Origin of the sequence: Pseudomonas sp. NPDC087690 (assembly GCF_044743175.1) — a bacterium.
Lineage (GTDB): Bacteria > Pseudomonadota > Gammaproteobacteria > Pseudomonadales > Pseudomonadaceae > Aquipseudomonas.
In genome coordinates, this window is record NZ_JBIUVX010000043.1 from 14,031 (window position 1) to 38,198 (window position 24,168).

At 59.9% G+C, this 24,168-nt stretch carries 19 protein-coding genes and 1 pseudogene; 10 read left to right on the top strand and 10 right to left on the bottom strand.

The window, feature by feature from the left end:
- Positions 1–16 precede the first annotated feature (16 nt).
- The 4 genes and pseudogenes from ACIPIZ_RS25500 to ACIPIZ_RS25515 all read right to left on the bottom strand — a co-directional run bounded on the left by ACIPIZ_RS25500 (position 17) and on the right by ACIPIZ_RS25515 (position 3,545).
- Positions 17–616, bottom strand: a complete 600-nt coding sequence (locus ACIPIZ_RS25500) for a flavin reductase family protein (RefSeq protein ID WP_401168118.1) — start codon at positions 614–616, stop codon at positions 17–19.
- A 182-nt stretch (positions 617–798) separates the two neighbouring features.
- A complete protein-coding gene (locus ACIPIZ_RS25505) occupies positions 799–1,359 on the bottom strand; it encodes a methyl-accepting chemotaxis protein (RefSeq protein ID WP_371748318.1) in 561 nt (186 codons plus the stop codon).
- Positions 1,339–2,346, bottom strand: a pseudogene (locus tag ACIPIZ_RS25510) (PAS domain-containing protein); the annotation flags it as partial. The gene ACIPIZ_RS25505 and the pseudogene ACIPIZ_RS25510, both read right to left, overlap by 21 nt.
- The gene (locus tag ACIPIZ_RS25515; RefSeq protein WP_105708762.1) at positions 2,232–3,545 is read right to left on the bottom strand and encodes an MFS transporter; all 1,314 of its coding nucleotides are present in this window, start codon (positions 3,543–3,545) and stop codon (positions 2,232–2,234) included. The pseudogene ACIPIZ_RS25510 and the gene ACIPIZ_RS25515, both read right to left, overlap by 115 nt.
- A 312-nt stretch (positions 3,546–3,857) precedes the next feature.
- On the opposite strand from ACIPIZ_RS25515, the gene ACIPIZ_RS25520 reads away from it, so the two are divergent.
- The 6 genes from ACIPIZ_RS25520 to ACIPIZ_RS25545 all read left to right on the top strand — a co-directional run bounded on the left by ACIPIZ_RS25520 (position 3,858) and on the right by ACIPIZ_RS25545 (position 12,685).
- Positions 3,858–5,276: a short-chain fatty acid transporter gene (locus ACIPIZ_RS25520; protein WP_105708761.1), complete on the top strand. Its 1,419-nt coding sequence runs from the start codon at positions 3,858–3,860 to the stop codon at positions 5,274–5,276.
- A 188-nt stretch (positions 5,277–5,464) separates the two neighbouring features.
- Positions 5,465–7,162, top strand: a complete 1,698-nt coding sequence (locus ACIPIZ_RS25525; RefSeq protein ID WP_064387661.1) for a molecular chaperone HscC — start codon at positions 5,465–5,467, stop codon at positions 7,160–7,162.
- An 11-nt stretch (positions 7,163–7,173) separates the two neighbouring features.
- Positions 7,174–8,901, top strand: coding sequence for a J domain-containing protein (locus ACIPIZ_RS25530; protein WP_401168122.1), 1,728 nt, complete (start codon positions 7,174–7,176; stop codon positions 8,899–8,901).
- Between the two features lie 98 nt (positions 8,902–8,999).
- A complete protein-coding gene (gene acpA / locus ACIPIZ_RS25535) occupies positions 9,000–10,694 on the top strand; it encodes an acid phosphatase (RefSeq protein WP_401168124.1) in 1,695 nt (564 codons plus the stop codon).
- Positions 10,695–10,813: 119 nt separating this feature from the next.
- Positions 10,814–11,995: a hypothetical protein gene (locus ACIPIZ_RS25540; RefSeq protein ID WP_064387664.1), complete on the top strand. Its 1,182-nt coding sequence runs from the start codon at positions 10,814–10,816 to the stop codon at positions 11,993–11,995.
- Positions 11,996–12,172: 177 nt separating this feature from the next.
- Positions 12,173–12,685 (top strand): SET domain-containing protein-lysine N-methyltransferase, encoded by a 513-nt coding sequence (locus ACIPIZ_RS25545; protein WP_064387665.1) that lies wholly within the window; start codon positions 12,173–12,175, stop codon positions 12,683–12,685.
- 11 nt (positions 12,686–12,696) lie between these two features.
- Here ACIPIZ_RS25545 and can read toward each other — a convergent pair whose 3' ends face one another.
- Entirely contained in the window at positions 12,697–13,341 is a 645-nt protein-coding gene (can, locus tag ACIPIZ_RS25550; RefSeq protein ID WP_053123831.1) for a carbonate dehydratase, read from the bottom strand.
- Positions 13,342–13,482: 141 nt separating this feature from the next.
- Here can and ACIPIZ_RS25555 point away from each other — a divergent pair, with 141 nt between their 5' ends.
- On the top strand, positions 13,483–13,887 hold the full coding sequence (locus tag ACIPIZ_RS25555; protein WP_064387666.1) for a hypothetical protein: 405 nt from the start codon (positions 13,483–13,485) through the stop codon (positions 13,885–13,887).
- 103 nt (positions 13,888–13,990) lie between these two features.
- Here the strand turns inward: ACIPIZ_RS25555 and rimI are convergent, their stop codons facing one another.
- Together rimI and ACIPIZ_RS25565 are read right to left on the bottom strand one after the other, a co-directional pair.
- Positions 13,991–14,443, bottom strand: a complete 453-nt coding sequence (gene rimI, locus ACIPIZ_RS25560) for a ribosomal protein S18-alanine N-acetyltransferase (RefSeq protein WP_007912963.1) — start codon at positions 14,441–14,443, stop codon at positions 13,991–13,993.
- Positions 14,436–15,182, bottom strand: a complete 747-nt coding sequence (locus ACIPIZ_RS25565) for an energy transducer TonB (protein ID WP_401168136.1) — start codon at positions 15,180–15,182, stop codon at positions 14,436–14,438. The genes rimI and ACIPIZ_RS25565 overlap by 8 nt, the downstream gene beginning before the upstream one ends.
- A 220-nt stretch (positions 15,183–15,402) precedes the next feature.
- On the opposite strand from ACIPIZ_RS25565, the gene mksB reads away from it, so the two are divergent.
- The 3 genes from mksB to mksF are packed head-to-tail and all read left to right on the top strand — an operon-like array spanning position 15,403 to position 20,208.
- Positions 15,403–16,680, top strand: coding sequence for an Mks condensin complex protein MksB (mksB, locus tag ACIPIZ_RS25570; protein WP_064387668.1), 1,278 nt, complete (start codon positions 15,403–15,405; stop codon positions 16,678–16,680).
- On the top strand, positions 16,670–17,371 hold the full coding sequence (mksE, locus tag ACIPIZ_RS25575) for an Mks condensin complex protein MksE (protein WP_016983587.1): 702 nt from the start codon (positions 16,670–16,672) through the stop codon (positions 17,369–17,371). The genes mksB and mksE overlap by 11 nt, the downstream gene beginning before the upstream one ends.
- Positions 17,368–20,208, top strand: coding sequence for an Mks condensin complex protein MksF (mksF, locus tag ACIPIZ_RS25580; protein ID WP_401168130.1), 2,841 nt, complete (start codon positions 17,368–17,370; stop codon positions 20,206–20,208). Before mksE ends, mksF begins: the two co-directional genes overlap by 4 nt.
- Positions 20,209–20,389: 181 nt before the next feature.
- Here mksF and ACIPIZ_RS25585 read toward each other — a convergent pair whose 3' ends face one another.
- From ACIPIZ_RS25585 to ACIPIZ_RS25595, 3 genes are read right to left on the bottom strand one after another with little or no spacing between them, the layout of a single operon-like run.
- Complete coding sequence (locus ACIPIZ_RS25585) at positions 20,390–22,693, bottom strand: intermembrane transport protein PqiB (RefSeq protein WP_401168132.1); 2,304 nt, start codon at positions 22,691–22,693, stop codon at positions 20,390–20,392.
- Positions 22,686–23,309 carry a paraquat-inducible protein A gene (locus tag ACIPIZ_RS25590; protein WP_105708754.1) on the bottom strand — a complete coding sequence of 208 codons (624 nt, stop codon included), beginning with the start codon at positions 23,307–23,309 and terminating at the stop codon, positions 22,686–22,688. Before ACIPIZ_RS25590 ends, ACIPIZ_RS25585 begins: the two co-directional genes overlap by 8 nt.
- Entirely contained in the window at positions 23,296–23,955 is a 660-nt protein-coding gene (locus tag ACIPIZ_RS25595) for a paraquat-inducible protein A (RefSeq protein ID WP_064387672.1), read from the bottom strand. Before ACIPIZ_RS25595 ends, ACIPIZ_RS25590 begins: the two co-directional genes overlap by 14 nt.
- Positions 23,956–24,168: the final 213 nt, after the last annotated feature.

Below are 24,168 nucleotides of genomic sequence, written 5' to 3' on the forward strand. Positions count from 1 at the left end.
TGCCATCAGCTGTCATTCAGACCGCTAGCGTCTTGCCATCCACCGCATCACCAATCTTCAGGAAATGCCCGCCCGCCACGTGGTGCAAGGTGCGCAAACCGTCATGCCCTTCGAAATGCCAGCGTCCGTCGCTGAACACGCGTTCATCGGCGTGGGCGGCGATCACTTCGGCGAGGAACAGGTCGTACTGCTCGTGGTTGCGCGGCTCCGGCAGCAAACGGCATTCGAGCCAGGCGACGCAGCCCTCGAGCAGCGGCGCTTTAACTTGTTCGCCGGAAAACGTCTGCAAGCCGTAAGCCTGAAACTTGTCTTGCCCTTGGGTTTGGCTGATTTCCAGGCCAGACGTATTGCCGACGGTTTGCACGATGTCGGCCTGATTGACGCAGGGGACGTTGAGTACGAAAGTGCCCGAGGCTTCGAGCAGTTGCCGGGTCCAGGTGGATTTGTCGAGGACGACCGCGACTTTCGGTGGCTCGAAATCCAGCGGCATGGCCCATGCGGCAGCCATGATGTTGCGCTGACCGTCGTGAGCGGCGCTGACCAATACGGTCGGCCCGTGGTTGAGCAAACGGTAGGCTTTGTTCAGGGGCACCGGGCGGCGGAGGGAATCGCTCATGGGGTATGCTCCGGGGGAAAAGGAGCCGATTGTAGCGCCAGCATCGAAATACAGGCAGGTGAAAACTCTGTAGGAGCTGCGGCACGCTGCGATCTTTTGATCTTGATGTTGATCCTCTGAATCAAGATCAAAAGATCGCAGCCTCGTTTCACTCGACAGCTCCTACAGAGGTTGGGTGCAGGTCAGTGGGAGAGTTGGTTGGCGAACTGGCCTACGGCATTCACAACCTTCTGCGCACCGTCCTGAATCTCGACAATCACCGTGCCCGCCTCTGCTGCCAGCGCCAGCCCTTGTTCAGCCTGAAGCTTGCCGTCGGTCATCAGCGCCACGGCATTGCGCGCCATTTCCTGGTTCTGTCGCACCACGGTGACGATCTCTTCGGTCGCCTGGCTGGTGCGCGAGGCCAGTTGCCGCACTTCGTCGGCCACCACCGCAAAACCACGGCCCTGCTCACCGGCGCGCGCCGCCTCAATGGCAGCATTGAGCGCCAGCAGGTTGGTCTGTTCGGCAATGCCGCTGATGGTTTTGACGATGGTACCGATCACCTGCGACTGCTCGTTCAGTGCCTCGATACCCTCACCGGCAGCCTGCATGTGCCGCGACAGATCACGCATTACGTTGACCGCTTCAGTCACCACCGTGGTACCGCGCTGGGCGGTGCTGTCGGTTTGCTGCGAGGTGCTGTAGGCAATGCTCGCCGCGTCGGCTACCGCTTGTTCGCGGTTGACCTGATCAGTGATCACGGTGGCGAACTTCACCACTTTGTACAGTTTCTCGTTAGCATCGACCACCGGGTTGTAGGACGCCTCCAGCCACACCGTACGACCGTGGCTGTCGACACGTTTGAAGCGATCAGCCACGAATTCGCCGTTGTTCAAACGGCGCCAGAAGTTCTGGTACTCGGCGCTGTTGTATTCCTCCGGGGTGCAGAACAGGCGGTGATGTTTGCCCTTGATCTGCGCCAGGTTGTAACCCATGCCGCTGAGGAAGCGATCGTTGGCGTTCAGCACATTGCCGTTGAGGTCGAACTCGATCACCGCAGTCGAACGCACCAGTGCACCGATGAGGTTTTCGTGTTCACGGGAGGCTTCGATCGTGCGGGTCAGGTCGCTGGCGAACAGCGAAATATGCTTGATCCGCCCGTCCGAAGAACGCACCGGTTGCACGATCGAACGCAGCCACGCTTCTTCACCATTGCCACGCAGCAGGCGCACGGCACCGGCGAAATGCTCGCCGCGGGTCATGGCGTTTTTGAAGCGCTGGTGGAATTCGTCAGTCTTCACATGCGCCGGGACGATGTCTTCAATCGCCCGACCGATCAGGTCCTGACTCTTGTAAAGCATCTCGGTGAGGAAGTTCTGATTGACCGACTGAATGCGCCCGTCGGGCTCAAGGTTCAGCACCAGCATCTCGCTTTCCAGGCTTTCCTTTACCTGCACGAGGCTGGAGAGTTCTTCACGAAGAGCGGCCAGCTCTTGCTTCAAGCGTTTGTTGAACATGGGAAAGTACCGATGGGCAGGATAGAAAGCGGGATGCAGCCTAACCATCGGCCTTGAAAATCTTTTCTGAAGAGCGTTTGCGACTCGTCGGTCAAAAATAGTGCCGCGCCACCGCGTCAGGCAGTTCCCGCCACCTGACACGGTCCCGTGCGTGGCATTCGCGAGCCGAAATACGCCGCCGTCAGGAGACCCACCACGCCCATCACCGCGCAGAACATCACGCAGATCCATGGGCTCCACGGCATCAGACCGATCAGCAATAGCGGTGTGATACTGGCCCAAATGGCGTAGGCAATGTTGTAGGTAAAGGAAATGCCTGACACGCGAATACGTGCCGGGAACAACCCGACCATCACCGACGGCACCGCGCCGACAACACCGCAAGCCAGACCGGCCACCGCGTATGCCAAGCCTACCCAGCTACCGCCCATGATCAGGCAGCCATACAGCACGCCGATGCCCAGTGGCAGCAACAGGCTGTAGAGCATGACCGTGCGCCAGGCGCCAAGACGATCGACCAGCAACCCGGCGATCACGCAGCCGATATTGAGAAACACGATGCCCAATGCACTGAGGGCGAAGGTGTGGCTGGCGGTCATGCCGAAGGTTTTCTGCATCATGGTCGGGGTGATGACGACGAACACCACCACCGCCGAAGTCAGCACGCAGGTCAGCAACATTGCCGGCAGCATCGCCAGTCGATGCTCGCGCAGCACCGTGCGCAGCGGCAGTTCAACCCGCGCCTCGCGCTGCGCTTCCATGGCCATGAACACCGGGGTTTCGCTCAGCCAGCGGCGCAGGTAAACGCCAATCACGCCGAACACGCCACCGAGCAGGAACGGGTAACGCCAGGCGTAATCGAGAATTTCCGCCGGGGTGAACACTTGCGCGAGAAAGGTCGCGGTCAATGCGCCGATCAGATAACCGAAAGTCAGGCCGGCCTGCAAAAAGCCCAGGGCGTAACCGCGATGGCCGGTCGGCGCGTGCTCGGCGACGAACACCCAGGCACTCGGCACTTCACCGCCTACCGCCGCACCTTGAAGGATGCGCAACGCCAGCAGCAACAGCGGTGCGAAGTAACCGATCTGCGCGTAGGTCGGCATGATCCCGATCAGCAGGCACGGCAGCGCCATCATCAGGATGCTCAGGCTGAAGACTTTCTTGCGCCCGAGTTTGTCGGCGAAATGCGCCATCAGAATCCCGCCCAACGGCCGCGCCAGATAACCGGTGACAAAAATCCCGAAACTTTGCAGCAAACGCAGCCACTCGGGCATTTCCGGGGGGAAAAACAATTGGCTGAGGGTCAGGGCGAAGAACACGAAGATGATGAAATCGTAAATTTCCAGCGCACCGCCAAGGGCCGCAAGGCCGAGGGTCTTGTAGTCGGAACGGCTGAACGGCGCGGGTTTGGCCGCGGTTTGGGCAGTCATGGCAAAGAACTCTGAATCAGGCAAAAAACCAAGGCGCCCATGGTCTACGCAAATGGGCGGATGGACAACCCGTTAGACCATAGTCCCGGTTTTGCAAAAGCTGCTCACAAAGCACCGGCAGTTGAATTACTGTTGAGACTTGGCGAATCCCACAGTCAAAACCCTGTAGGAGTGAGCCTGCTCGCGATAGCGTTTTTACATTCAACAGGTGTATCGACTGACTCGACGCCATCGCGAGCAGGCTCACTCCTACAAGGGATATGTGTTTCGTCCGCAAGACCACAATAACCATAAAAATCCGAGGTACTCCCTGTGGCCGTTGATATCGAAGATAGCCGCTCCGCACGCTTTGCCCTGCGCTGTTCAAGTTTCGCCGAACGCTGGTTCCCCGATTCCTGGGTGTTCGCCGCGCTGGCCGTGATCATCGTGGCCGTCGCCACACTGGCCATGGGCGCCAAGCCCACCGATGCCGCCATGGCGTTCGGTGACGGCTTCTGGAGTCTGATTCCGTTCACTATGCAAATGGCCTTCGTGGTGATCGGTGGCTACGTGGTCGCCAGTTCTCCGCCCGCCGTGAAGTTGATCGACCGCCTGGCACGCATTCCGAAAAACGGCCGCTCCGCCGTGGCCTGGGTGGCGCTGATCTCGATGGTCGCCTCGTTGCTCAACTGGGGCCTGTCGCTGGTGTTCGGCGGGTTGCTGGTGCGCGCCCTCGCCCGCCGCACCGACCTGAAAATGGACTACCGCGCCGCCGGTGCCGCTGCCTATCTGGGCCTTGGCGCGGTGTGGGCGCTGGGTCTGTCGTCGTCGGCTGCGCAGTTACAGGCCAACCCGGCCAGTCTGCCACCGTCGATCCTGTCGATCACCGGAGTGATTCCGTTCACCGAAACGATTTTCCTCTGGCAGTCGGGCGTGATGCTGCTGGCGCTGATCGTGATCTCGATCATCATCGCCTACGCCACCGCCCCCGGGCCGAACTCGGCGCGCGATGCCAAGGCCTGCGGCATCGACCCGGCCTTCAACCTGCCACCGCTGCAACCGCGCACCCGTCCGGGTGAATGGCTGGAACACAGTCCACTGCTGATCATCGTGCTGGTGCTGCTGGCGGCGGGATGGCTGTTCCATGAGTTTTCGACCAAACCGGCGATCACCGCGATTTCCGGCCTCAATACCTACAACTTCCTGTTCATCATGCTCGGCGCATTGCTGCACTGGCGCCCGCGCAGTTTCCTCGATGCCGTGGCCCGCGCGGTGCCGACCACCACCGGCGTACTGATTCAATTCCCGCTGTACGGCTCGATTGCCGCCCTGATGACCACGGTCAAAGGCACTGACGCGCAAACCCTGGCGCATCACATCTCAACCTTCTTCGTCAGCATCGCCTCGCACGACACCTACGCACTGTTGATGGGCGTGTACTCGGCGATTCTCGGTTTCTTCATTCCGTCCGGCGGTGGCAAGTGGATCATCGAAGCGCCGTACGTGATGCAGGTCGCCAATGATCTGCAATATCACCTCGGCTGGGCCGTACAGATCTACAACGCGGCGGAAGCGCTACCGAACCTGATCAACCCGTTCTACATGCTGCCGCTGCTCGGCGTACTTGGGCTGAAGGCGCGGGACCTGATCGGATTCTCGTTCGTACAGTTGCTGGTGCACACGCCGCTGGTGCTGCTGTTGCTATGGGCGCTGGGGACGACATTGGCGTATACGCCGCCGGTCATGCCGTAAAGCCAAGCGGGGCAAAGTCATCAAGGCCGCGCCTCGCACTATTCTCCCGAACAGCTCTGTATCGGGCTGTCCGTCGCAAATAATGGCTCAGAGCCATCATCCCGCTTTACCGCATCACACCCTCGGTAATATTCTGCGCGCCCATAAATGTTTCATTTTTTTACCAAGCGCAAAGGGAGTTCGTTGCAATGATCGTAGGGATTGACCTGGGAACCACCAACAGCCTGGTCGCCGTCTGGCGTGGTGATGCCACCGAGTTGGTGCCCAATGCCCTGGGTCAGTTCCTGACACCGAGCGTTGTCGGCCTGGATGATCAGGGCCGGATTCTGGTCGGCCAAGCCGCGCGTGAGCGTCTGCACACCCATCCGCGTCTGACCGCGTCATTGTTCAAGCGCCACATGGGCAGCGCCACGGAAGTTTATCTCGCCGACAAAGCGTTTCGCCCGGAAGAGCTGTCCGCGCTGGTGCTCAAAAGCCTGAAAGAAGACGTCGAGCGCGCGTTTGGCGAAACCGTCACCGAAGCGGTGATCAGTGTTCCGGCCTACTTCAGCGACGCCCAGCGCAAGGCCACGCGGATCGCTGGCGAGCTAGCCGGGCTGAAGGTCGAGAAGTTGATCAACGAACCGACTGCCGCCGCCCTCGCCTATGGGCTGCATCAGCGGGACAAGGAAACGTCGTTCCTTGTTTTCGACCTCGGTGGCGGCACGTTCGACGTGTCGATTCTGGAGCTGTTCGAAGGGGTCATGGAAGTGCGCGCCAGCGCCGGCGACAACTTCCTCGGCGGCGAAGACTTCGACACCGTGCTGCTTGAGCACTTCATCAGCCAGCAGCGTTCGGCCGCAGACTTCCCTGAGCGCAGCAGCGTCATCCAGCCGCTGCGTCGCGAGGCCGAGCGCGTGCGCAAGGCGCTGGGCCAGGACGACAGCGCCGAATTCCGCTTGCAACTCGGTGAGCGGCAGTGGACGCAAACCATCACCCAGCAACAGTTGGCGACGCTGTACATGCCGCTGCTCGAGCGCCTGCGCGCGCCGATTGAGCGGGCGCTGCGCGATGCGCGCATCCGTGTCAGCGACCTCGACGAAATTCTGTTGGTCGGCGGCACCACGCGCATGCCGCTGGTGCGCAAACTCGCTGCCGGGCTGTTCGGCAGGTTCCCGTCGATCACCCTCGACCCGGATCAGGTCGTGGCACAAGGCGCGGCCATTCAAGCGGCACTCAAGGCCCGCGCCGCCGCGCTGGAAGAAGTGGTGCTGACCGATGTCTGCTCCTACACGCTGGGCATCGAGACTTCGACGCAGGTCGGTCGCAACTATGAGAGCGGCCACTACCTGCCGATCATCGAGCGCAACAGCATCGTGCCGGTCAGTCGGGTGAAAACCGTGTACACCCTGCACGACAATCAGGAACAGGTAGTCGTGCGCATCTTTCAGGGCGAAAGCCGTCTGGTCAAAGACAACGTGGCGCTCGGCGAACTGGACATCAAGGTGCCGAAACGCAAGGCCGGCGAAGTAGCCCTCGACGTGCGCTTCACCTACGACAACAACGGTCTGCTCGAAGCCCAGGTGAAAATCCCCCTGACTGGGCAACAGCATTCGCTGGTCATCGAGAACAACCCGGGCGTGCTGTCTCCCGAGGAAATCCAGCAACGCCTGCAGAACCTGGCACAGCTGAAGATTCATCCGCGCGAGCAACAGGTCAACACGCTACTGACTGCACGTCTGGAGCGCCTCTATCAGGAAAGCCTGGGCGATCTGCGTGATCTGATGGGCGATTGGGCCAAGCAATTCCAGATCGCCCTCGACTCTCAGGACGAGCGCCAGATCCGTGAAGTGCGCACTGACTTGAGCCGACGCCTGAGTGAACTTGATCGCACCCCGTGGCAATAAGGATCCTGGCCATGGATTGCTGGTCAGTGCTGCACCTGCACGATGACGCTGAAGCGCGCGACATCAAGCGCAGCTATGCGCGCTTGCTGAAAACCTTCCGCCCCGATGAGGATGCCGAAGGTTTCCAGCGCCTGCGCGAAGCCTACGAACAAGCGCTGGCGATTGCCCGGTGGCGCGTTGAAAACGCTGAGCCTGCCGACGAAGAAGATGTCGCCGTGGCCACGGCTTCCAGCGCCTTTGCCGCACTGGCAATCGATGCTGCGCTGGCAAACAAACATAGCCAACCGCAAAACACCGCGTGGGATTTTGCCGATCTCGACTTTCCGCCCGTCAACCCGGCAGCCCCCGAGCCTTTTGCGCCGCCAGCGAAGGATGATGTTTTGCCTGTCGAGCCACTGACGGCGGCTCCGGACACAGAGGCGTATGCGCTTGAAGTGCAGGCCGCACGGCAACTGCTTGAGAGGCTGTCGCCCGAAAATCTCGACAAGCGTTGGGATCAGGCGCAACAGCAAGGCTGCGCCAAGGCCTTCGAAAGGCTGTTACTGCAATTGTGTTTTGAACAGCCACAACTGCGCAGCCCGGTGCTGAACTGGGCCGTCGAGCAACTTGGATGGTTGGGTCCGTGGCAGGACGTGCTGATCAATGATCGCCAGCATGAGGTTCTCGCCGAGAATCTGATGGCCGACTATCGAGACAACCTGCAAGCGCTGCTCGAAAGCCAGAGCGAACGCGAATTTCTCAACGTGCTCAAACGCTACAGCGCCCAGCCGTGGCTGCAGGTATTCGATCGCCGCGAACAATGGCAGCAAACCCTGCTGCACTTGCTCAATGACAGCGAGTGGAGCGTGCCGCTGTTCGACCGCATCGGCCAACTGTTCGGCTGGGACCACAACAAAGGCCTGCACCCGCAACCGGACTGGCTCTGGGACACATTGATCGAACGCTGCAATCAGGAAAGTTTCTACGACGATCTGCGCGCCAAGGCTGAAAGCGACCGGATGTCGGCGGCCGACGTTCAGGCGGCCCATCTGTTGATCAACCCGCTCAAGCCCCTGCAGCAAAAGAAGCTGACAGACGTCTTCGGGAGGGATGAATGGAAGGCCTGTTACGAGCTCTCGAACAAACTCAAATGGCGTTTTCCCGACCTGCTTGCCCGATTGCCCTACGCCGATGTTTTCTTCTGGCGGCGTTTCCTTCCACGTGCCATCGCCGCCGAAACCTGGGTACGGTTATGGACGGCGATTGCCTTGGCGCTGTGCCTGTTCTATCTGCCATCCCAACAAAAAACCGCCATGAACCTCGTCTTCATTCCGATGATATTTGCCTGCGTGCCGGTCTGGTTTTTTCGCATTGCACTGAGTTGGTGGGTGGTGCTCACGGCCCACGTGGTCCTGCCGGACCTGTGGCTCAGCGAGTGGCTGATTCCACGTAAATGGAACCCCTACACGCGATGGCTGGTGATACGCCACGGGGTTCCGCAGGGGGTCATGCTGCTGCTGTTTTCGCTGCTGCTCGGCCCGGTGGGGGCGCTCACTTACGTTGGCACGATGCTGATCGGGCGGGTACACAAACGCCGTATCGGTTCGCTCGATCCAGTGCTGAGCAGCCGCCGCCCATGGCTGACCGCGCTGCACTGGGCGCATTTCAGTCCGCTGCAATTGCTGTTTCTGGTGGTGATGATTGCGATCATGGCGGCCAGCCGACTCGGTTACTCGCTCACTCAATTCATGCCTGGCTAATCCTGCAGCAACCGCAAGACCTGTCACCCAACCGTCACATGACCTTGCTAGCGTCCGCCCGAAACATACTGAAACAATTAAGCTAAGCGGGCTGAACGATGAAAGACGAAACAGACGGCACTGATGCACCTGAATCAGACAACCCGACAGACACCAGTCGCCGCCGTTTCCTCGGCGGCGTTGCGGTGCTCGGTGTCGGTGCCACGCTGGCCGGGTGTGGCAGCGCCAGCGATCAACCGGGCAAACCGGTCGAGCGCCCGCTGACGCCCGCCGAACTGGACAAGGCCCTGCGCGACCAAGTGAAAACCGTGGTGGTGATCTACGCCGAAAATCGCAGCTTCAATAACCTGTTCGGTGATTTCCCCGGTGTCGAAAAACCGCTGTCAGCGCTCAAGCCTGCCGACTATCAACAACGGGACCGCGACGGCTCGCTGCTGCAATCCCTGCCGCCCGTTTGGGGCGGCGTGCTGCAGATCGGCGCGCAAACCCTTGATGGCGTGACCTACCCCAGCGCCACGCAGTTTCAGCAAAACCTGCCCAACGCGCCCTTCGCCCTCAAAGGTCCGAACGCTGAAGACTTGCCGTTCGGTCTGGTGACCCGCGATTTGTGGCATGTGTTCTATCAGAATCAGATGCAGATCAACGGTGGCAGGAACGACGGCTTTGTCGCTTGGGCCGACTCCGGCGGTTTAACCATGGGCCACTACGCCCAGAGCCGTTATTCCCTGCGCCTGTGGGACGTCGCTCAGGAATTCGTGCTGTGCGACAACTTCTTCCAGGGCGCCTTCGGTGGCTCGTTCCTCAATCACCAGTATCTGATCAGCGCCACCGCGCCGTTCTATCCGGACGTTGCCAATTCCGTGGCCAAATCACAGATCGCCGCGCTGCAAAGCGATGATCCGGCCGATCCGCGTCTCAAGCCGCTGGACGCATCGCCGGCCAGCGCCATGACCGGTCCACCGCAGTTCGGCCCGAGCGCATTGACCCCGGATGGCTTCGGCGTCAACACCCTCGCCCCGCCCTACTGGCCAACCTGGCTTCGCGACCCTGAGCGCCCGGCGTATTCGAAAGCGGATCTGCCCAACGTCATGGTGCCGCAGACCCACGAACACATCGGCGACAAGCTGTCGAAAAACAACATCGATTGGGCTTGGTACGCCGGCGCTTGGCAGGCGACGCTGGACCAATACAAGGACTCCGGTGGCATACCAAAGATTCCTAATTTTCAGTATCACCACCAGCCGTTCAACTACTTCAAGCAGCAAGGGCCGGAAAACCCGCAAGAGCGCAATAAACGCCTGCGCGATGCCGGCGTGGGCGACGAGTCGAGCAGCAATAAATTCTTCGCCGACGCCGAAGCGGGCCAGTTGCCTGCGGTGAGTTTCTACAAACCTCAGGGTAATCTGAACATGCACGCCGGTTATGCCGACGTGGCCTCCGGGGATCGGCACATCGTCCGCGCGCTGAAAGTCCTGCGCGAGAGCCCGCAGTGGCAAAACATGGTGGTGATCGTCACGGTCGACGAGAACGGCGGCTGGTGGGATCACGTCGCGCCGCCCAAGGGTGACCGCTGGGGTCCGGGCTCACGAGTACCGGCGCTGGTAGTGTCGCCGTTTGCACGCAAGGGCACGGTGGATCACACGGTCTACGACACCGCATCGATCCTGCGCCTGATTACCCGGGTATTCCAGCTCGAAACGCTCGACGGCCTCAAGCAGCGCGATGAGGCGATGATCGCCCGAGGGCAGAAACCGATGGGTGACCTGACCAACGCCCTGCATTTTCATGCCTGAAGTCGCACCCTGTGCAGCGCTGAAAAAAACTGCCATTGACGGCTTCTCTGCGCAACACGGCTGATCCACTATGAGGCGCCCCCGACCTATGGGGAACCCACGCTGAAAAGGATCTGAGCATGTTCAAAATCGCAGGACTCACGCCCACCGCCCTGACCCTCGCCGCGCTCACACTGAGCGCGGCCGCCCACGCCGATGTCGATCTGAAACTGGGCAGCACCGAACGCGTCACCCGCCTCTTCGCCTACCCCAACAACTGCAGCGTGATCTGCTACCGCAACTGGACCCTGGAACAGACCGTCGCCCATTACCTGACCCAGAGCGTGCAGCGCGACGGTTATGCCGCAGCGAAGGTCCTGGTGAAAACCGATAACGACCAGCTCTACGCTGAAATCAGTGGCGTGCCGAAGGGCTATGACAAGCCGTTGTCGGCGTTGCTCGACGCGGGAGATCTGGCCTACACCGGCGCCAGCAAGCTCAACGCCGACGGCAAGTGGGCGTACAGCTGGTATCTGTTCCTGCCACTGGGCATGGCGCTGGAAAATCGCAAGAGTGTCGAGTTGCTGCACTTCCCGCCAGACTATTCACTGACTCAAGCGCAGGATTATCTGCGCTCCAACACCACTGATCGCTGGGCAACACTACTCACCGACAACGGTATTCCGGCTGACCAGACGCCGGCCTTCCAGACCATCATTGACATCGCCCCGATCGCCGCGCCATCCAGCGCGGGCAAGGATCTGGAAGGTGTCTACGACTACTTCAAGGACTATCAGACCACGCTGGTCAAACAGTTCAGCCAGACCGCCGCCGGCACTACCTTGCCGATGGTGGCGTTCGGTGCGCCGGTGCGAAACTGGATCAAGCAGCAATACGGGCCGACTGTGAATGTGCTGGGCCTGGCAACCATCAGTCCGAGCGAAGGTGTGAAAGTGCCGGTACTGGGTTCAAACCATCCGAGCTACATCTGGTACGCCGCTGACCCGGCAAGCTACGACGGCGATGAGACCAAGGCGGATGCAGCCGGCCTGAAGGTCATGGGCCAGGATCTGAGCGCTGCCTGCTGGCAGGCCGGCATGGGCAGCAAACCGGGGAGCGATGCCCAAACCACGCTGACCAATTGCACTCAAACCTGGCAGGTGACGCAGAAAATCAAAACCTGCGAGCTGTTCTACACCTCGATCCGCAACCTGACTGCGGAACAAGCTGCAAGCAAGTGTGCGACGCCACCAATCAAGGCGCAGTTGCAGCAACTGAAGAGCGCATTGCCCGCCACCGCCATTCCCGCCCCACACCTGTAACCGGTGATATGTCTTCCCGTGTCAGCCTTTGCTGACGCGGGAATGCGCTCATTACGCCTGTCAGATCTGACAGTAGACCGCTACTGTCGCATACACGAAAATTCGATCCACAATCCGTTGCAGGACTGACATGACGTCAGCCAAAGGAAGTCGCAGCCCCTGACGACAAGGATCGTTATGAACAGTCACGCACTCGCCAGCGATGCTCGCGATACCGAAGGCATTTACCCGTTCGCCGGCCTGCCGGTTCGCCTCGGTTTTCCGTCGAGCAGCGACTTCGAAATAGTCCTCGATAACCACTGCCATGCGGTGGCCATCGCCGCGCGCCGGGATTTTCCGCGTACCGGCCGCATGTGCCGGGTTTCCGGGCAATTGTTGCCCTATCGCTGCCGACAGACTCGACAGCTGCTCTCAGGCATCCACGTCTACGACCCGCGCTTTTGCGGGCTGCTGGAACACGCTTGCGACCCGAACGTATTTCTCGACATGAGCGAGCTGTGGTTGTGGGCGTTGAAAGATATCCACAGGGGCGAGCGGCTGACCATCGATTACGCCGCCACCGAAGACAAACTGCTGCAACAGTTCGCCTGTGAGTGCGGCTCGACAAAGTGTCGCGGGTGGATCACAGGTTACGACGAACCACCCAGTATCGAAGGCCACGCCTTTCTGCAACGCTTGTGGAGCCACTAGCGTCTCGCTGATTACGGCGCGCCAACCGGGCGCAAACGATATTGCGGCGGCAATTGTTCGAAACCACTGATGGTGGTGTTCAGACTTTTCCAGCGACCATCCTTGATGCCGTAGATGCAGCCGTGAATCGACAGGCTCTGCCCGCGATGCCAGGCGTTCTGGATGATGCTGGTGTGCGCGACGTTGGCCACTTGCTGGATCACGTTGAGTTCGCACATGCGATCGACCTGTTCTTCTTCGGTCGGCAGCTTGGCCAGCTCTTCGCGTTTTTCGTAGTACAGATCGCGGATCGAGCGCAGCCAGCCGTCGATGAGGCCGAACTGGCGATCCTGCATCGACGCACGCACACCACCGCAACCATAGTGGCCGGTGACGAGGATGTGTTTGACCTTGAGTACGTCGACCGCGTACTGGATCACCGACAGGCAGTTGAGGTCGGTGTGCAGCACCACGTTGGCAACGTTGCGGTGCACGAACAGATCGCCCGGCAGCATGCCGACGATTTCGTTGGCCGGCACGCGGGCGTCGGAACAGCCGATCCACAGGTATTCAGGGGTTTGCTGACGCGCCAGCTTGGCGAAGAAATCCGGGTCTTCCTTGGTGATCGCGTCAGCCCAACGCTCGTTGTTATCAATCAGGTCTTGTAAGTCATGCATGCTGTAAGGCCTCAAGAAAGATGCGCTGGTATGACAGACGACCGCCCGTCGGGGTCACGCCGCCACCGCAAGTGATTTCATTGGAATTCTCGTGTGCCCGGTGAGTCCACCTAAGTAAGGCCCACAGTATGAGGATTTGCCATGACTGATTCACGACGCCCTTACGATGCGGTGCAACCGGAACCCATCGATGATAACGAAGACCGCATGGGTTCGGTGCATGAGCTGGATTTCGATGAAGACGAGCCGAGCGCGAAGATCGGTGATGAGATCCCGCAGCGTGAGCGCGAGCAGTTGATGCCCAACGAGCGCGTGCGTGAGGCGGGCATGACCGGGGCTTCGGTCAGTGATCATGAGCCGACGGACGATGACCTGAGCCCGGAAACGCTGATTCATGAAGACGGTGCGCGGGATGCCGAGGAAGCGGGTCAAGGCAATCAGGCGGATTGGGATTTGAGCATTGTCGATGAGGATGACATCGGCGGTGGCAATGGACTGGATGAAGCGGAGCTGGCGCAGCGGGATCCGCTGGATGGCAACCGCTAACAGACGCGCCTTCCTGTAGGAGCTGCCGAAGGCTGCGATCTTTTGATCTTGGTCGTAACATCAAAAGCAAAAGATCGCAGCCTTCGACAGCTCCTACAGGTCATTAGTCAACCAGGGTGCAGGCCATGACCACGGCATCTTCACGCCCGCCCACCGCCGGATAATAATCCCGGCGCCGGCCAATCTCGTTGAAGCCATAACGTTCATACAACTTGAACGCGCCCGTATTGCTGTCACGCACTTCCAGAAAACATTCCCGCGCCGAAGCCGCATATGCCCGCGACATCAGATGCTCAAGCAACGTCAGCCCCAGCCCGCGCCCCTGATTCTCGGGTTTGACGGTGATATTGAGCAGATGCGCCTCATCCAGAATGATCTGTACCACGCCGTGACCGACCTGTTGCTCACCTTCGAACATCAGCCAGATCTGATACTTGCCCAGCCCATCGAGAAAGATCCCGCGAGTCCACGGATGGCTGTAAGCGGCGTACTCGATTTTCAGCACGGTTTCCAGATCCGCCTCGGTCATCGGGCGGAACGATACAGCGTCACTCATTCGATTCTTTCCAGCGCGCCATCAGCCGACGCATGGCTTGCCACACAGCGGCCTTGCGCTGTGGCTCTTCCATTAACAATTCCAGACCGGGAATGGCCCAGGCCGAACCCAGACCTTCGATCTGCAACTCACGATTGAACGCTTCGGCGTCCGCTTCACCGGCAAAACGCACCGCCGGCAGGCCAATCAGCCACAGGCAGGCGCACGGTGCGGCTTCGATTTGCACGGAAAGGAAACCCTGCACAAAGTCACGCGCCGCTTCCGGGCCCTGATCCATGGTGCCGCGATTGAGCCACGGCCAGCGCACCGGCTCGCCGACGATTTGCGGCGCATCCGGCAGACCGGCGGCACGCAGCATGTCTTTCAGCAGCAAATACGCCGGATCGCGGCTCTGGAACGGTTCGCCTGTGGGTAACTCGACCAGCAGCAGGCAGCGTCCGGCGCGCAACAATTGCAGGGCAAAACGCGGTGGCGGCACGGGTGCAGGCTTGGCGACGACTGGCGTGTCGTCCGCCTCTTCCACCGGTTTGGCGTTGGTTCGCGTGCTCGCCAGCGACGGGCGCGGCACTTCGATCTTCGGCCGTTCGCTCGGGCGCGCAACAGGCTGCACCGGCGCTTCGGCCTGAGGCGCGGGCAGCAACGGCACCTCTACCTCCGGCTCAGGCATGTCCAGCAGCTCGAGCCGCGACGGCGCGGCGAAGGGCAATTCGGTGCGCGGCAGCCAGTTGACCACCTGCATGGCGTTCAAATAGGCGCGGCGGCGGGACTCGATAAGCAAAGGGTCGGCCACTTGTGGATAACTGAAGTGCGCTGATTCTACCGCCCTTCGCTCAAGATCGCTTGCTGTTGATCGATAGCCTTTATCTTAGAAAATGCGACAGCCCGTCCCGAGAGTGAATCGCATCCTTCATGATGCAGTACAATCGCGTCTTTTTATTGCCAACCCGCCGGGCATTCCGATGATCGAACCCAAGCGCGTCTTGCGCGCCCTCGCTGAACACTGGGCACTTCTGGAGCCTTTGTGCGAGCACTTCGACCAAGGCACATTGAGCCTCAACGAATTGCGCGCGCAACTGGCCGCCCAACAACTGGACAGCACGCCACAGGACATCACCAGCCTGCTCGACGTGTGGATTCGCCTCGATATTCTGATTCCGGTGGCGAAAAGCCCGAACCGTTTCGAGCTGAACGCGCAGATCCACGACTTCCTCGCTTACCTGCGGCGTGAACACCGACTGGGCCTGTGCCTGGAAATCGAAGCCTATCTGCGTCACCTCGAGCGTCTGGCCGGTTACATCCAGGACGCGTTCGAGGTTCGCGACGGTCACGACCTGGCCCGCCAGTTGCGCCTGCTCGACATGCGCGTGCGCGATGTGTTGAAGAAGCTCGACAACGACGAACAGGCGCTGGTGGCCGTGGCCGAACGGGCGAAGACCAGCGACCGGCAGATTCCATTGCGTCAGCGTTACGCTGAAGTACTGGCGACGTGGGACGAATACGTCGAGCCGATGATCGATCTGGTTAACGCCGACGGCGCCTTCGAACAAGGCGTGCGCAAGGTTGAAACCGTGCTGTTGAAGATGCTTAGCGAGCAGCAGCGCCTCGGCCATCTGGTCGATGACGACATGCTGCTGCGTACCCACGCGCGCATCCTCGAAATGCAGACCAGCGCCCAGTTGACCCTGCGCCACGCCCGCGAATTGCTGCTGCCACTGCGTGAAGAAGCGCGCCGGCACAACGCCGTGACCCGTGGCGCGGCGCTCGCCTTGGCGGCGATTCGCCGTAAAGGCATCGATGCCGTGCCGCAAGCGGCGATGCCACTGTTCACCCGCCCGCAAAGTACTTTCCTCGGCAGCGCCAGTCAGGTCGAAGCCTATGTTTACGCCTTGGCGCGTTTCGAGCCAAAACCGGCGCGTTTCCCCAAGGCGCACAAAACCCAGAAAGGCGAAGCCCCACGCGCCCCGCGCACCGTGCGCGAGATGGTCGACCGTTGCGAAGAAGCCCTGCCGATGCCGGATCTGATGACCTGGCTGCTGGAACAGGAACCGGACGGCGCCACCGACGAATTGCTTTACTGGTTCTCGCGCCTGTCGCGGGAAAAACGCTTCAAGCGCGAGCGTCTGGAACGCCGCGAATACCACACTCACGAGCACCAGGTCAGCCTGCGCTCCTTCGCCCTGCTCTCGGCCAGCGATACCGCCGCCGAGAATTCCGCGAGCATCCCCAATGCATCTTGATCTTTCCGAACTGTCACAACTCGCGCCGATCTTCCGCGAGCTGTTCAAGGGTTACCACGTCAGCCGTCGCGACCCGGAGCTGTACGCGCAACTGTCGAACTTCCAGGATCAATATCGCACGCTGTTCAAGGCGTTGGGTTTTGAACTGGTCTGCGACACCCGTGGTTTCTACTACTTCGTCCCGGACATGGCCGCTGCAGCAGTGAACAAGACTGCCCAGCGTCTGGCGCTGTTCACCTTCATCCTCGTCGAACACCTGGCCGATCAGGGCCGCGACCCGATTGCCGTGCTCGATGGCGGCAGCCTCGGCCGCGAAGAGTTGCCGTCGCTGCTGGAGAAATACCGCGACCTGTTTATTCAGGCCGAAGTGCAGACCGTCGAAGAACTCGAAGAAAAGATCATGCGCCGCATGACTCAACTCGGTTTTGCCAGCGAAGAAAACGGCGTGTACCGCTTCCTGCCGCCGATGCACCGTTTCCTCGACGTGTGCCTTTCGGTGCAACAAGACCGCGACTTGGCAGCCAGCGTGCACAGCGTATTGCCGCTGCCAGCGCCGGTGCTGATCGACGAAGCCGCGGAAGCCAAATTCCTCGAAACCGACGATCCGCTCGATCTCACCGAGTTTGACGAAGAAAGCGAAGAAGACGCACTGGCCCGCGCCATTGCCGAAGAACAGGAGTCCGACGCATGAGCCAGGAACGCTACGGCATCCGCCGCTTTGCTCTTTTGAACACCGCCGGTTACAGCCTCGGCCTGTTCCCGCTGGAAGAACCGTTGTCGGTTTACGGCGCGAACAACCTCGGTAAATCGGCGTCGATCAACGCGCTGCAATTCCCGATTCTGGCGCGCATGTCGGACATGAGTTTCGGCAAATACAGCCTCGAACAATCGCGGCGCTTCTACTTCGCTTCCGACACCAGCTACATCCTTGTCGAAGTGAATCTGCCCCACGGCCCGCACGTGATCGGCGTGGTCGGTCGCGGTCCCGGCGGTGGTTTCGGTCACCAGTTCTTTGCTTACGCCGGCAAGCTTGATCTGGCGCATTACCAGAAGAACGACACCTGCCTGCGCCAGAAAGAGCTGTTCAGCAACCTTGAGAAAGAAGGCCTGAAAGCCTACGAACTCAAGCCTGATGAACTGCGCCGTTTGCTGGTGGGCGGTCACACCTCGATTCCGTTGGACTTGACGCTGATCCCGCTGCGCTCCACCAGCGAACAGAGCCTGAAGACCTTCCGCGCGCTGTTCATCAACCTGCTGCACATGCGTGAAATCACCGCGGCCAAGCTCAAGCAGTTGTTCCTCGATGCCTTCGAACACAGCCTGCGCTCCGGCAGTGTCGATTACATCGCCGCGTGCGAAGAAGCCTTCCGCGATGTGCGGCGCATGGAGCAGGACTACAACTCGCTGGTCGCTGCCGGCCCATTGGTTGAAGCCTTGGCCAATGGCGTGAAACAGCGCGACGTGCTGCGCGGCAAACTGCATCGCCTGTCACCGCTGCTCGACTCGTTGCTCGGCACCTGGTCGGACTACGCCAGTGCGCGCAAAGAAGAGCTGACCATTCAGGCCGACCACTACCGTGGTGAGCAGGACAGTCTGCAAAACGATCAACGCGGTGGCACTCAGGAACTGATGCGTCTGGAGCGGGAAATTTCCGGCATCCAGCGCTGGCTCGGCGAGTTGTCGGTGTTGAAGAATCGCTTCGCCCTGGTCGATGACGTCAAAGTGCTGGAGCAACAGTTGCTCGCGGCCAAAGACGCGCACGACGAACTGGCCGGTGCCTTGGCGCAATCCCGCCAGTTCAGTGCCGAAGATCTGGAAGAGCGCGTACGCGATCTGGAAAAACGCCTGAAGTCGGTGAAGCAGCAACTCGATCACGCCGACAACAACAGCTACGCCCGTCTGCGCGAAGAGTTCTCGCAACAGGACGTCGAGCGTCTGATGCGTTTGTTCAACAGCGCGTTGTTCAGCCTGCCATTGGGCGAACACGGCATCGCCCTCGACGAGGATGGCCAGTGGGTCAAATCGATGGAGCTGATCCTCGATGGCTTCAAAGGCGAGCGTTTCGAAGTGCCGGGCCTGTCCATCGACATCTCCAATATCGAGCCGCCAGCGCTGCAAGCCTTGGCTGACCGCGCGGCATTGCGCGATCAGAAAGAGCGTCTGGAAAAAGAACTCAAGCAACTGAAAACCCAACAGGCTGTGGCCGCCGACCGCGCCGCGAGCAAGACCCAGACCGAAGCGCTGTACCAGCAAGTGCTGGACGCGCAGAAAGCCCTGGAAGATTTCCGCCGCACGCAGACCCTGAGCGCCGAAGAAAGCGACAAGCTCGAGCAACTGGCTCAGATGGAAGGCGCGCAGGACGAACTCAAGCGTTCCAGCGATGCCTTCACCGAACGCGTCCAGCAACTGTCGGCCAAGTTGCAACTGGTCGGCCGCCAGATCGCCGACATGGAAGCCAAGCAACGCACGCTCGACGATGCGCTGCGCCGTCGTCAGCTGCTGCCAGCGGATCTGCCATTCGGTACGCCGTTCATGGATCCGGTCGACGACTCGATGGACAACCTGCTGCCGCTGCTCAACGACTATCAGGACAGCTGGCAAGGTTTGCTGCGCGCCGACGGTCAGATCGAAGCGCTGTACGCGCAGGTGCGTCTGAAAGGCGTGGCCAAGTTCGACAGCGAAGACGATATGGAGCGCCGCCTGTCGTTGCTGATCAACGCTTACGCGCACCGCACCGATGAAGCGCTGACGCTGGGCAAGGCCCGTCGTGCAGCGGTTACCGACATCGCTCGAACCCTGCGCAACATCCGCAGCGACTACGACAGCCTCGAGCACCAACTGGCGCTGTTCAACCGCGAGATCAACAAGCGTCAGGTCTCCAACCTGCAGAGCTTCCGCATCGTCCTCGCGCCGAACAAGGAAGCCCTCAAGCACATCGACCAGATCATCCACAGCGCCGGTCAGTACGAAGAAGGCGAAACCCTGTCGGTGTTCGACCTGAGCCAAAGCGCCGAGCAGGACAACAAGAACGAAGAAGCCAAGGAATATCTGGCACGGTTGGTGGCGGCAAACCACAACCAGCTCGGCCTCAAGGATTTGTTCGAACTGGCGTTCGAGATCACCAAGGTCAACGGCCAGCCGGTTATCCACACCGACATCGACGGCGCGGCGTCCAACGGCACGACCATGACCATCAAGGCGCTGACCAACATGTACTTGTTGCTGCACTTGATGGATCGCGATCAGGCCGGTCGCGTGCGTCTGCCGTACTACCTCGACGAGGCGGCGGACATCGACGAGAAGAACCAGGCCGCGCTGCTTGAAACCAGCCTGCAACTGGGCTTCGTGCCGATTCTGGCGAGCGTGAAGCCGCAGGTCTGCGCCAGTGTCGCAATCGACCTGGAAGGCGGCAGCGGCCCGGCGGGGATCTACATTGATGAGGCGGACTGGAAGTACATCCGTCGCCACGATGTGGTGAAGGCGACGTTGAATGTTGAGGCAGATGAACCGGAGCTGGATGCGGTTTGATCGGCGTTAACTGAAAGGCAAAAAAAGGGCCGCGATCTGATGGGATCGCGGCCTTTTTTATGCTTGGGATTTGTGTTGATTTTGCGGGCGTTATCGCGAGCAGGCTCACTCCTACAGTTGGAATGCGTTCCCCTGTAGGAGTGAGCCGGCTCGCGATGGCGCCACTTCAGACACCACAGAATTACTTACCGAGCGAAATCTTCGGCGCCCACGTCAGCCACTCATCCTCAAACTTGTCGAACAACGGGAACGTCTGCTCAGCCCGCGCCTGGCTGCCCATGCGCTCGCCGTCCGGCGTAGCGAAAGCAATCCCGCCTTGAATCGCCGTTTCCAGCGACTCGGTTCTCACCGTCAAGCCGTTGAACAAACCAATATCAAAGCCTACGCCGCTGGTGTTCCAGAAGCGGCTGCCACTGCGCACCAACGGCGCGTATTTCGGCTCGATCAGAATGTGCACCAACACACGATCAGCGGTCTGGCCCAGCTCATAGCCCGTCACCTTACCCACGGTGATTTCGCGGTAAGTGACCGGCACACCCGGCTTCAGCGAACCCCGACGGGCCGCACTCAACACCAGACTCAGCCCCGCCTCTTGTTTGGTCACTTCCGGCGCAGCGGCCAGCGCAGTGAAGTTATTCTGCGGGCCGCGGTTCTTGGTTGCCGGCTGCACTTCGATGTACTTGCCCGTCACCAGGGTTTCCAGATTCTCTGTCTTGATCAGCCCTAACTCCGGTTTGACCACCCAGAACTGACTGCCAACCCGGGCAATCTTCTCCGGCACCTCAGTGATGCGCGCGGTGAGGATGACCGATTGCAGGTCGTCAGTCAGATCGACGCTTTCAATCTTGCCGACGTCCAGTCCCTTGAAACGAACCGGCGTGCCACTGCTGAGACCATCAGCGCGATCGACTTTGATCGTCACTACGCTGCCTTTTTTACTGGCGTCGTCATGATTGGCGAACAGACGGAAACGCGGGATGCGTTTCTGCAACGGCGCCTTGGCTTGCGGCGTTTCGAAGGCGATGCCGCCAGCCATCAAGGTTTGCAGCGACTCACTCTTGACCTGAATCCCGCCGGTCAAACCGCCGGTCAGGGTGACTCCGCTGACGTTCCAGAAACGCGTCGAAGCGTTGACCAGACTTTCGTATTCCTTCTCGATGTGCACACCGACGATGATCTGCTTGCGCGTCTTGGAGAACTGATAGCTCTGCACCGAACCGACCTTGACCTGTTTGAACAGAATCGGACTGCCGACATCGATGGAGCCGAGGGTGTCAGTGAACAACACCAGGTGCAGCCCCGGTGAACGCAGATCCAGCGGCGGCGCTTTCGGCCGCGCCTCGAATTCGCGTTTCGGTGCCGCGCCCTTGTCACCCGGGCGCACGGCAATATAGTTACCTTTCACCAGCGCTTCCAGACCGGTGATCCCGGCAAGGGAAATCGACGGTTTGACCACCCAGAACTGCGTGCCGTCAACCAGATAGTCTTCAGCCAGTGGATCGAGGGTCAGCTCGGCTGTAGCGCTGTTCAGATCCGGATCGACCTTCAGCGCTTTGAGGTTGCCGACCTGAATGCCTTTGTACATCACCGGCGTACGGCCAGCCTGCAGGCCTTCGAAGTCGCTGAGTTTGACCTTCACACGAATCCCGGCAGCGGCGGCGTCGAAGTCCTCATAGAGTCGGAACGGCAGGCTTGGATCGGTCGGCGGACTGTCCTTGCGATTTTCCGGCGTGGCGAAAGCGATACCGCCGGCGACGATGCTGGCCAGTGACTCACTGCGTACTTTTACGCCGGACAAGTTGGCATCGATGCTGATGCCGCTGGCGTTCCAGAAACGCGTGTGTTTACGCACCAGTTTGGCGTAGGTCGGCTCGATGAAGACTTTGAGTTCGACAGTGCTCTGGTCTTCGGAAAGCAGATAGCTTTTGACCTGGCCGACTTTGATCTGTTTGTAGAACACCGGACTGCCACGGTTCAACGAGCCGAGACGATCAGCCTTGATGGTCAGGTGCAGACCGGGCTTGGCATCGGACAGCGGCGGTTCTTCGGCCAACGCTTTGAACTTGCGGATCGGCTCGCCTTCGCCGGGGCTGATGGCGACGTAGTTGCCCGACACCAAGGTCTCCAGCCCAGTGATACCGGCCAAGGTCACGCTCGGCTTGACCAGCCAGAAGCGCGTGCTGGTCTTGAGGTATTGCTCAACGTCCTTGTTCATCTCGACGGTGGCGATCACACCTTTTGAGTTGCCTTCATCGTCGAGCTTGAGCGTCTTGACCTTACCGACCGGCATGCCTTTGTACATGACCTCGGTCTTGTTGGCCTGGATGCCTTCGCCGCTTTCAAAGCGGATCTGAATCTCGATACCGGTTTCGGAATAGGCACGCCAACCGAGCCAGCCACCGATGATCAGCGCGATCAGAGGCAGGACCCAAATGGCGGACCAGTTCGAGGCCGGTCGGGTTTTCGCTACGGGCAAATCAGTCATGGTCGTCGTCCGACTCCGTGTTATCCCAAATCAGTCGGGGATCGAAAGTTACTGCGGCGAGCATCGTCAGAATCACCACACTGGCGAAGGCGATGGCGCCAAGATTGGCTTCGACACTGGCAAGCCGGCCGAAGTTGACGACCGCCACGAGAATGGCGATCACAAATATATCGAGCATCGACCAACGGCCAATGAACTCGATAAAACGATACATCCAGATGCGCTGACGAGCGGATAACGGCTGGCGTCGTTGCACCGAAAACAACAGCAGCGCAATACCCACCAGTTTGAAGGTTGGCACGAGAATACTGGCGATAAACACCACGGCAGCAATCGGGATCATGCCGTGCTGCACCAACTGGATCACGCCGGACATGATGGTGCTCGGATCACCCTGCCCCAGAGAACTGACAGTCATGATCGGCAAGACATTGGCCGGAATATAGATAATCGCGGCCGTAATCAGCAGCGCCCAAGTGCGTACGAGGCTGTTCGGACGGCGAGCGTGAACCAGCGCACCGCAGCGGGTGCAGGTTTGCTCCTCGGTGTCCGCTTCCTGCCTGTTCAACTCGTGGCATTCGGTACAGACCAGAATGCTCGCATCAATCGCCCGCATGAGCGTCCTCTCCTGATAACGCCTGCCAGATCTGATGCGGTGACATCACCACTTCCAGCCAGACCTGCACCAATAACAAACCGATGAAACACGCTAACCCCAAGCCTGCGGTGATGGCAGCCATGTCAGCCAGTTTGACGATCGCCACCAATACGCCCATGAGGTAAACCTCGAGCATTCCCCAGTCTTTGAGGTGGTGGTAAATACGGTAAAGCAGCAAACCGTAGCTGCGCCCGACGTTGAAGCGAATCGTCAGCAAAACGAACAACTGGCACAGCAACTTGAGCAGCGGAATGGCCATGCTGCACAGGAATACGACAATCGAAACGCCTTGCATGTCGGTGTTGAACAAACCGAGTACGCCGCTCCACACCGTATCCTCAGACGATTGCCCGAGGATATTGAGTTGCATGATGGGTAAAAAGTTTGCCGGTATGTACAACAGCAATGCTGCGATCACCAAGGCAAGGCTGCGCTGCACCACGTTATGGCGATGGGCGTACAACTCATAACCGCAGCGTGGGCAGAGGGCTTTCTCGCCGTGGGCAAGTTTTGGCTTGCGCATCAGCAGGTCGCACTCGTGACAGGCCACCAGGTCTTCCAGCGGTAAATCTGACAGCCCTGGGGCGTCAACCGACTCTGACATACAGGCTCTGGCTCCGAATAAGGTGGGGGCTATTCTAGTGTTCTGATTCGAAAATAACTGTGCAAATTTGTTCGCCGTCGCAAGCAAAACTTTTTCGCGGGCAAAACAAAACCCCAACTGCTTTCGCAATTGGGGTTTCGGAATTTAATCTTGACGATGACCTACTCTCACATGGGGAAACCCCACACTACCATCGGCGATGCATCGTTTCAC

What these genes read in the sequence shown, in the direction of transcription:
- ACIPIZ_RS25525 (WP_064387661.1), top strand. Translation starts at nt 5,465, where the DNA reads ATGATCGTAGGGATTGACCTGGGAACCACCAACAGCCTGGTCGCCGTC.
- ACIPIZ_RS25530 (WP_401168122.1), top strand. Translation starts at nt 7,174, where the DNA reads ATGGATTGCTGGTCAGTGCTGCACCTGCACGATGACGCTGAAGCGCGC.
- mksE (WP_016983587.1), top strand. Translation starts at nt 16,670, where the DNA reads ATGCATCTTGATCTTTCCGAACTGTCACAACTCGCGCCGATCTTCCGC.
- acpA (WP_401168124.1), top strand. Translation starts at nt 9,000, where the DNA reads ATGAAAGACGAAACAGACGGCACTGATGCACCTGAATCAGACAACCCG.
- mksB (WP_064387668.1), top strand. Translation starts at nt 15,403, where the DNA reads ATGATCGAACCCAAGCGCGTCTTGCGCGCCCTCGCTGAACACTGGGCA.
- ACIPIZ_RS25590 (WP_105708754.1), bottom strand. Translation starts at nt 23,309, where the DNA reads ATGCGGGCGATTGATGCGAGCATTCTGGTCTGTACCGAATGCCACGAG.
- ACIPIZ_RS25500 (WP_401168118.1), bottom strand. Translation starts at nt 616, where the DNA reads ATGAGCGATTCCCTCCGCCGCCCGGTGCCCCTGAACAAAGCCTACCGT.
- ACIPIZ_RS25545 (WP_064387665.1), top strand. Translation starts at nt 12,173, where the DNA reads ATGAACAGTCACGCACTCGCCAGCGATGCTCGCGATACCGAAGGCATT.
- rimI (WP_007912963.1), bottom strand. Translation starts at nt 14,443, where the DNA reads ATGAGTGACGCTGTATCGTTCCGCCCGATGACCGAGGCGGATCTGGAA.
- ACIPIZ_RS25540 (WP_064387664.1), top strand. Translation starts at nt 10,814, where the DNA reads ATGTTCAAAATCGCAGGACTCACGCCCACCGCCCTGACCCTCGCCGCG.
- ACIPIZ_RS25585 (WP_401168132.1), bottom strand. Translation starts at nt 22,693, where the DNA reads ATGACTGATTTGCCCGTAGCGAAAACCCGACCGGCCTCGAACTGGTCC.
- ACIPIZ_RS25595 (WP_064387672.1), bottom strand. Translation starts at nt 23,955, where the DNA reads ATGTCAGAGTCGGTTGACGCCCCAGGGCTGTCAGATTTACCGCTGGAA.
- can (WP_053123831.1), bottom strand. Translation starts at nt 13,341, where the DNA reads ATGCATGACTTACAAGACCTGATTGATAACAACGAGCGTTGGGCTGAC.
- mksF (WP_401168130.1), top strand. Translation starts at nt 17,368, where the DNA reads ATGAGCCAGGAACGCTACGGCATCCGCCGCTTTGCTCTTTTGAACACC.
- ACIPIZ_RS25565 (WP_401168136.1), bottom strand. Translation starts at nt 15,182, where the DNA reads ATGCAGGTGGTCAACTGGCTGCCGCGCACCGAATTGCCCTTCGCCGCG.
- ACIPIZ_RS25515 (WP_105708762.1), bottom strand. Translation starts at nt 3,545, where the DNA reads ATGACTGCCCAAACCGCGGCCAAACCCGCGCCGTTCAGCCGTTCCGAC.
- ACIPIZ_RS25555 (WP_064387666.1), top strand. Translation starts at nt 13,483, where the DNA reads ATGACTGATTCACGACGCCCTTACGATGCGGTGCAACCGGAACCCATC.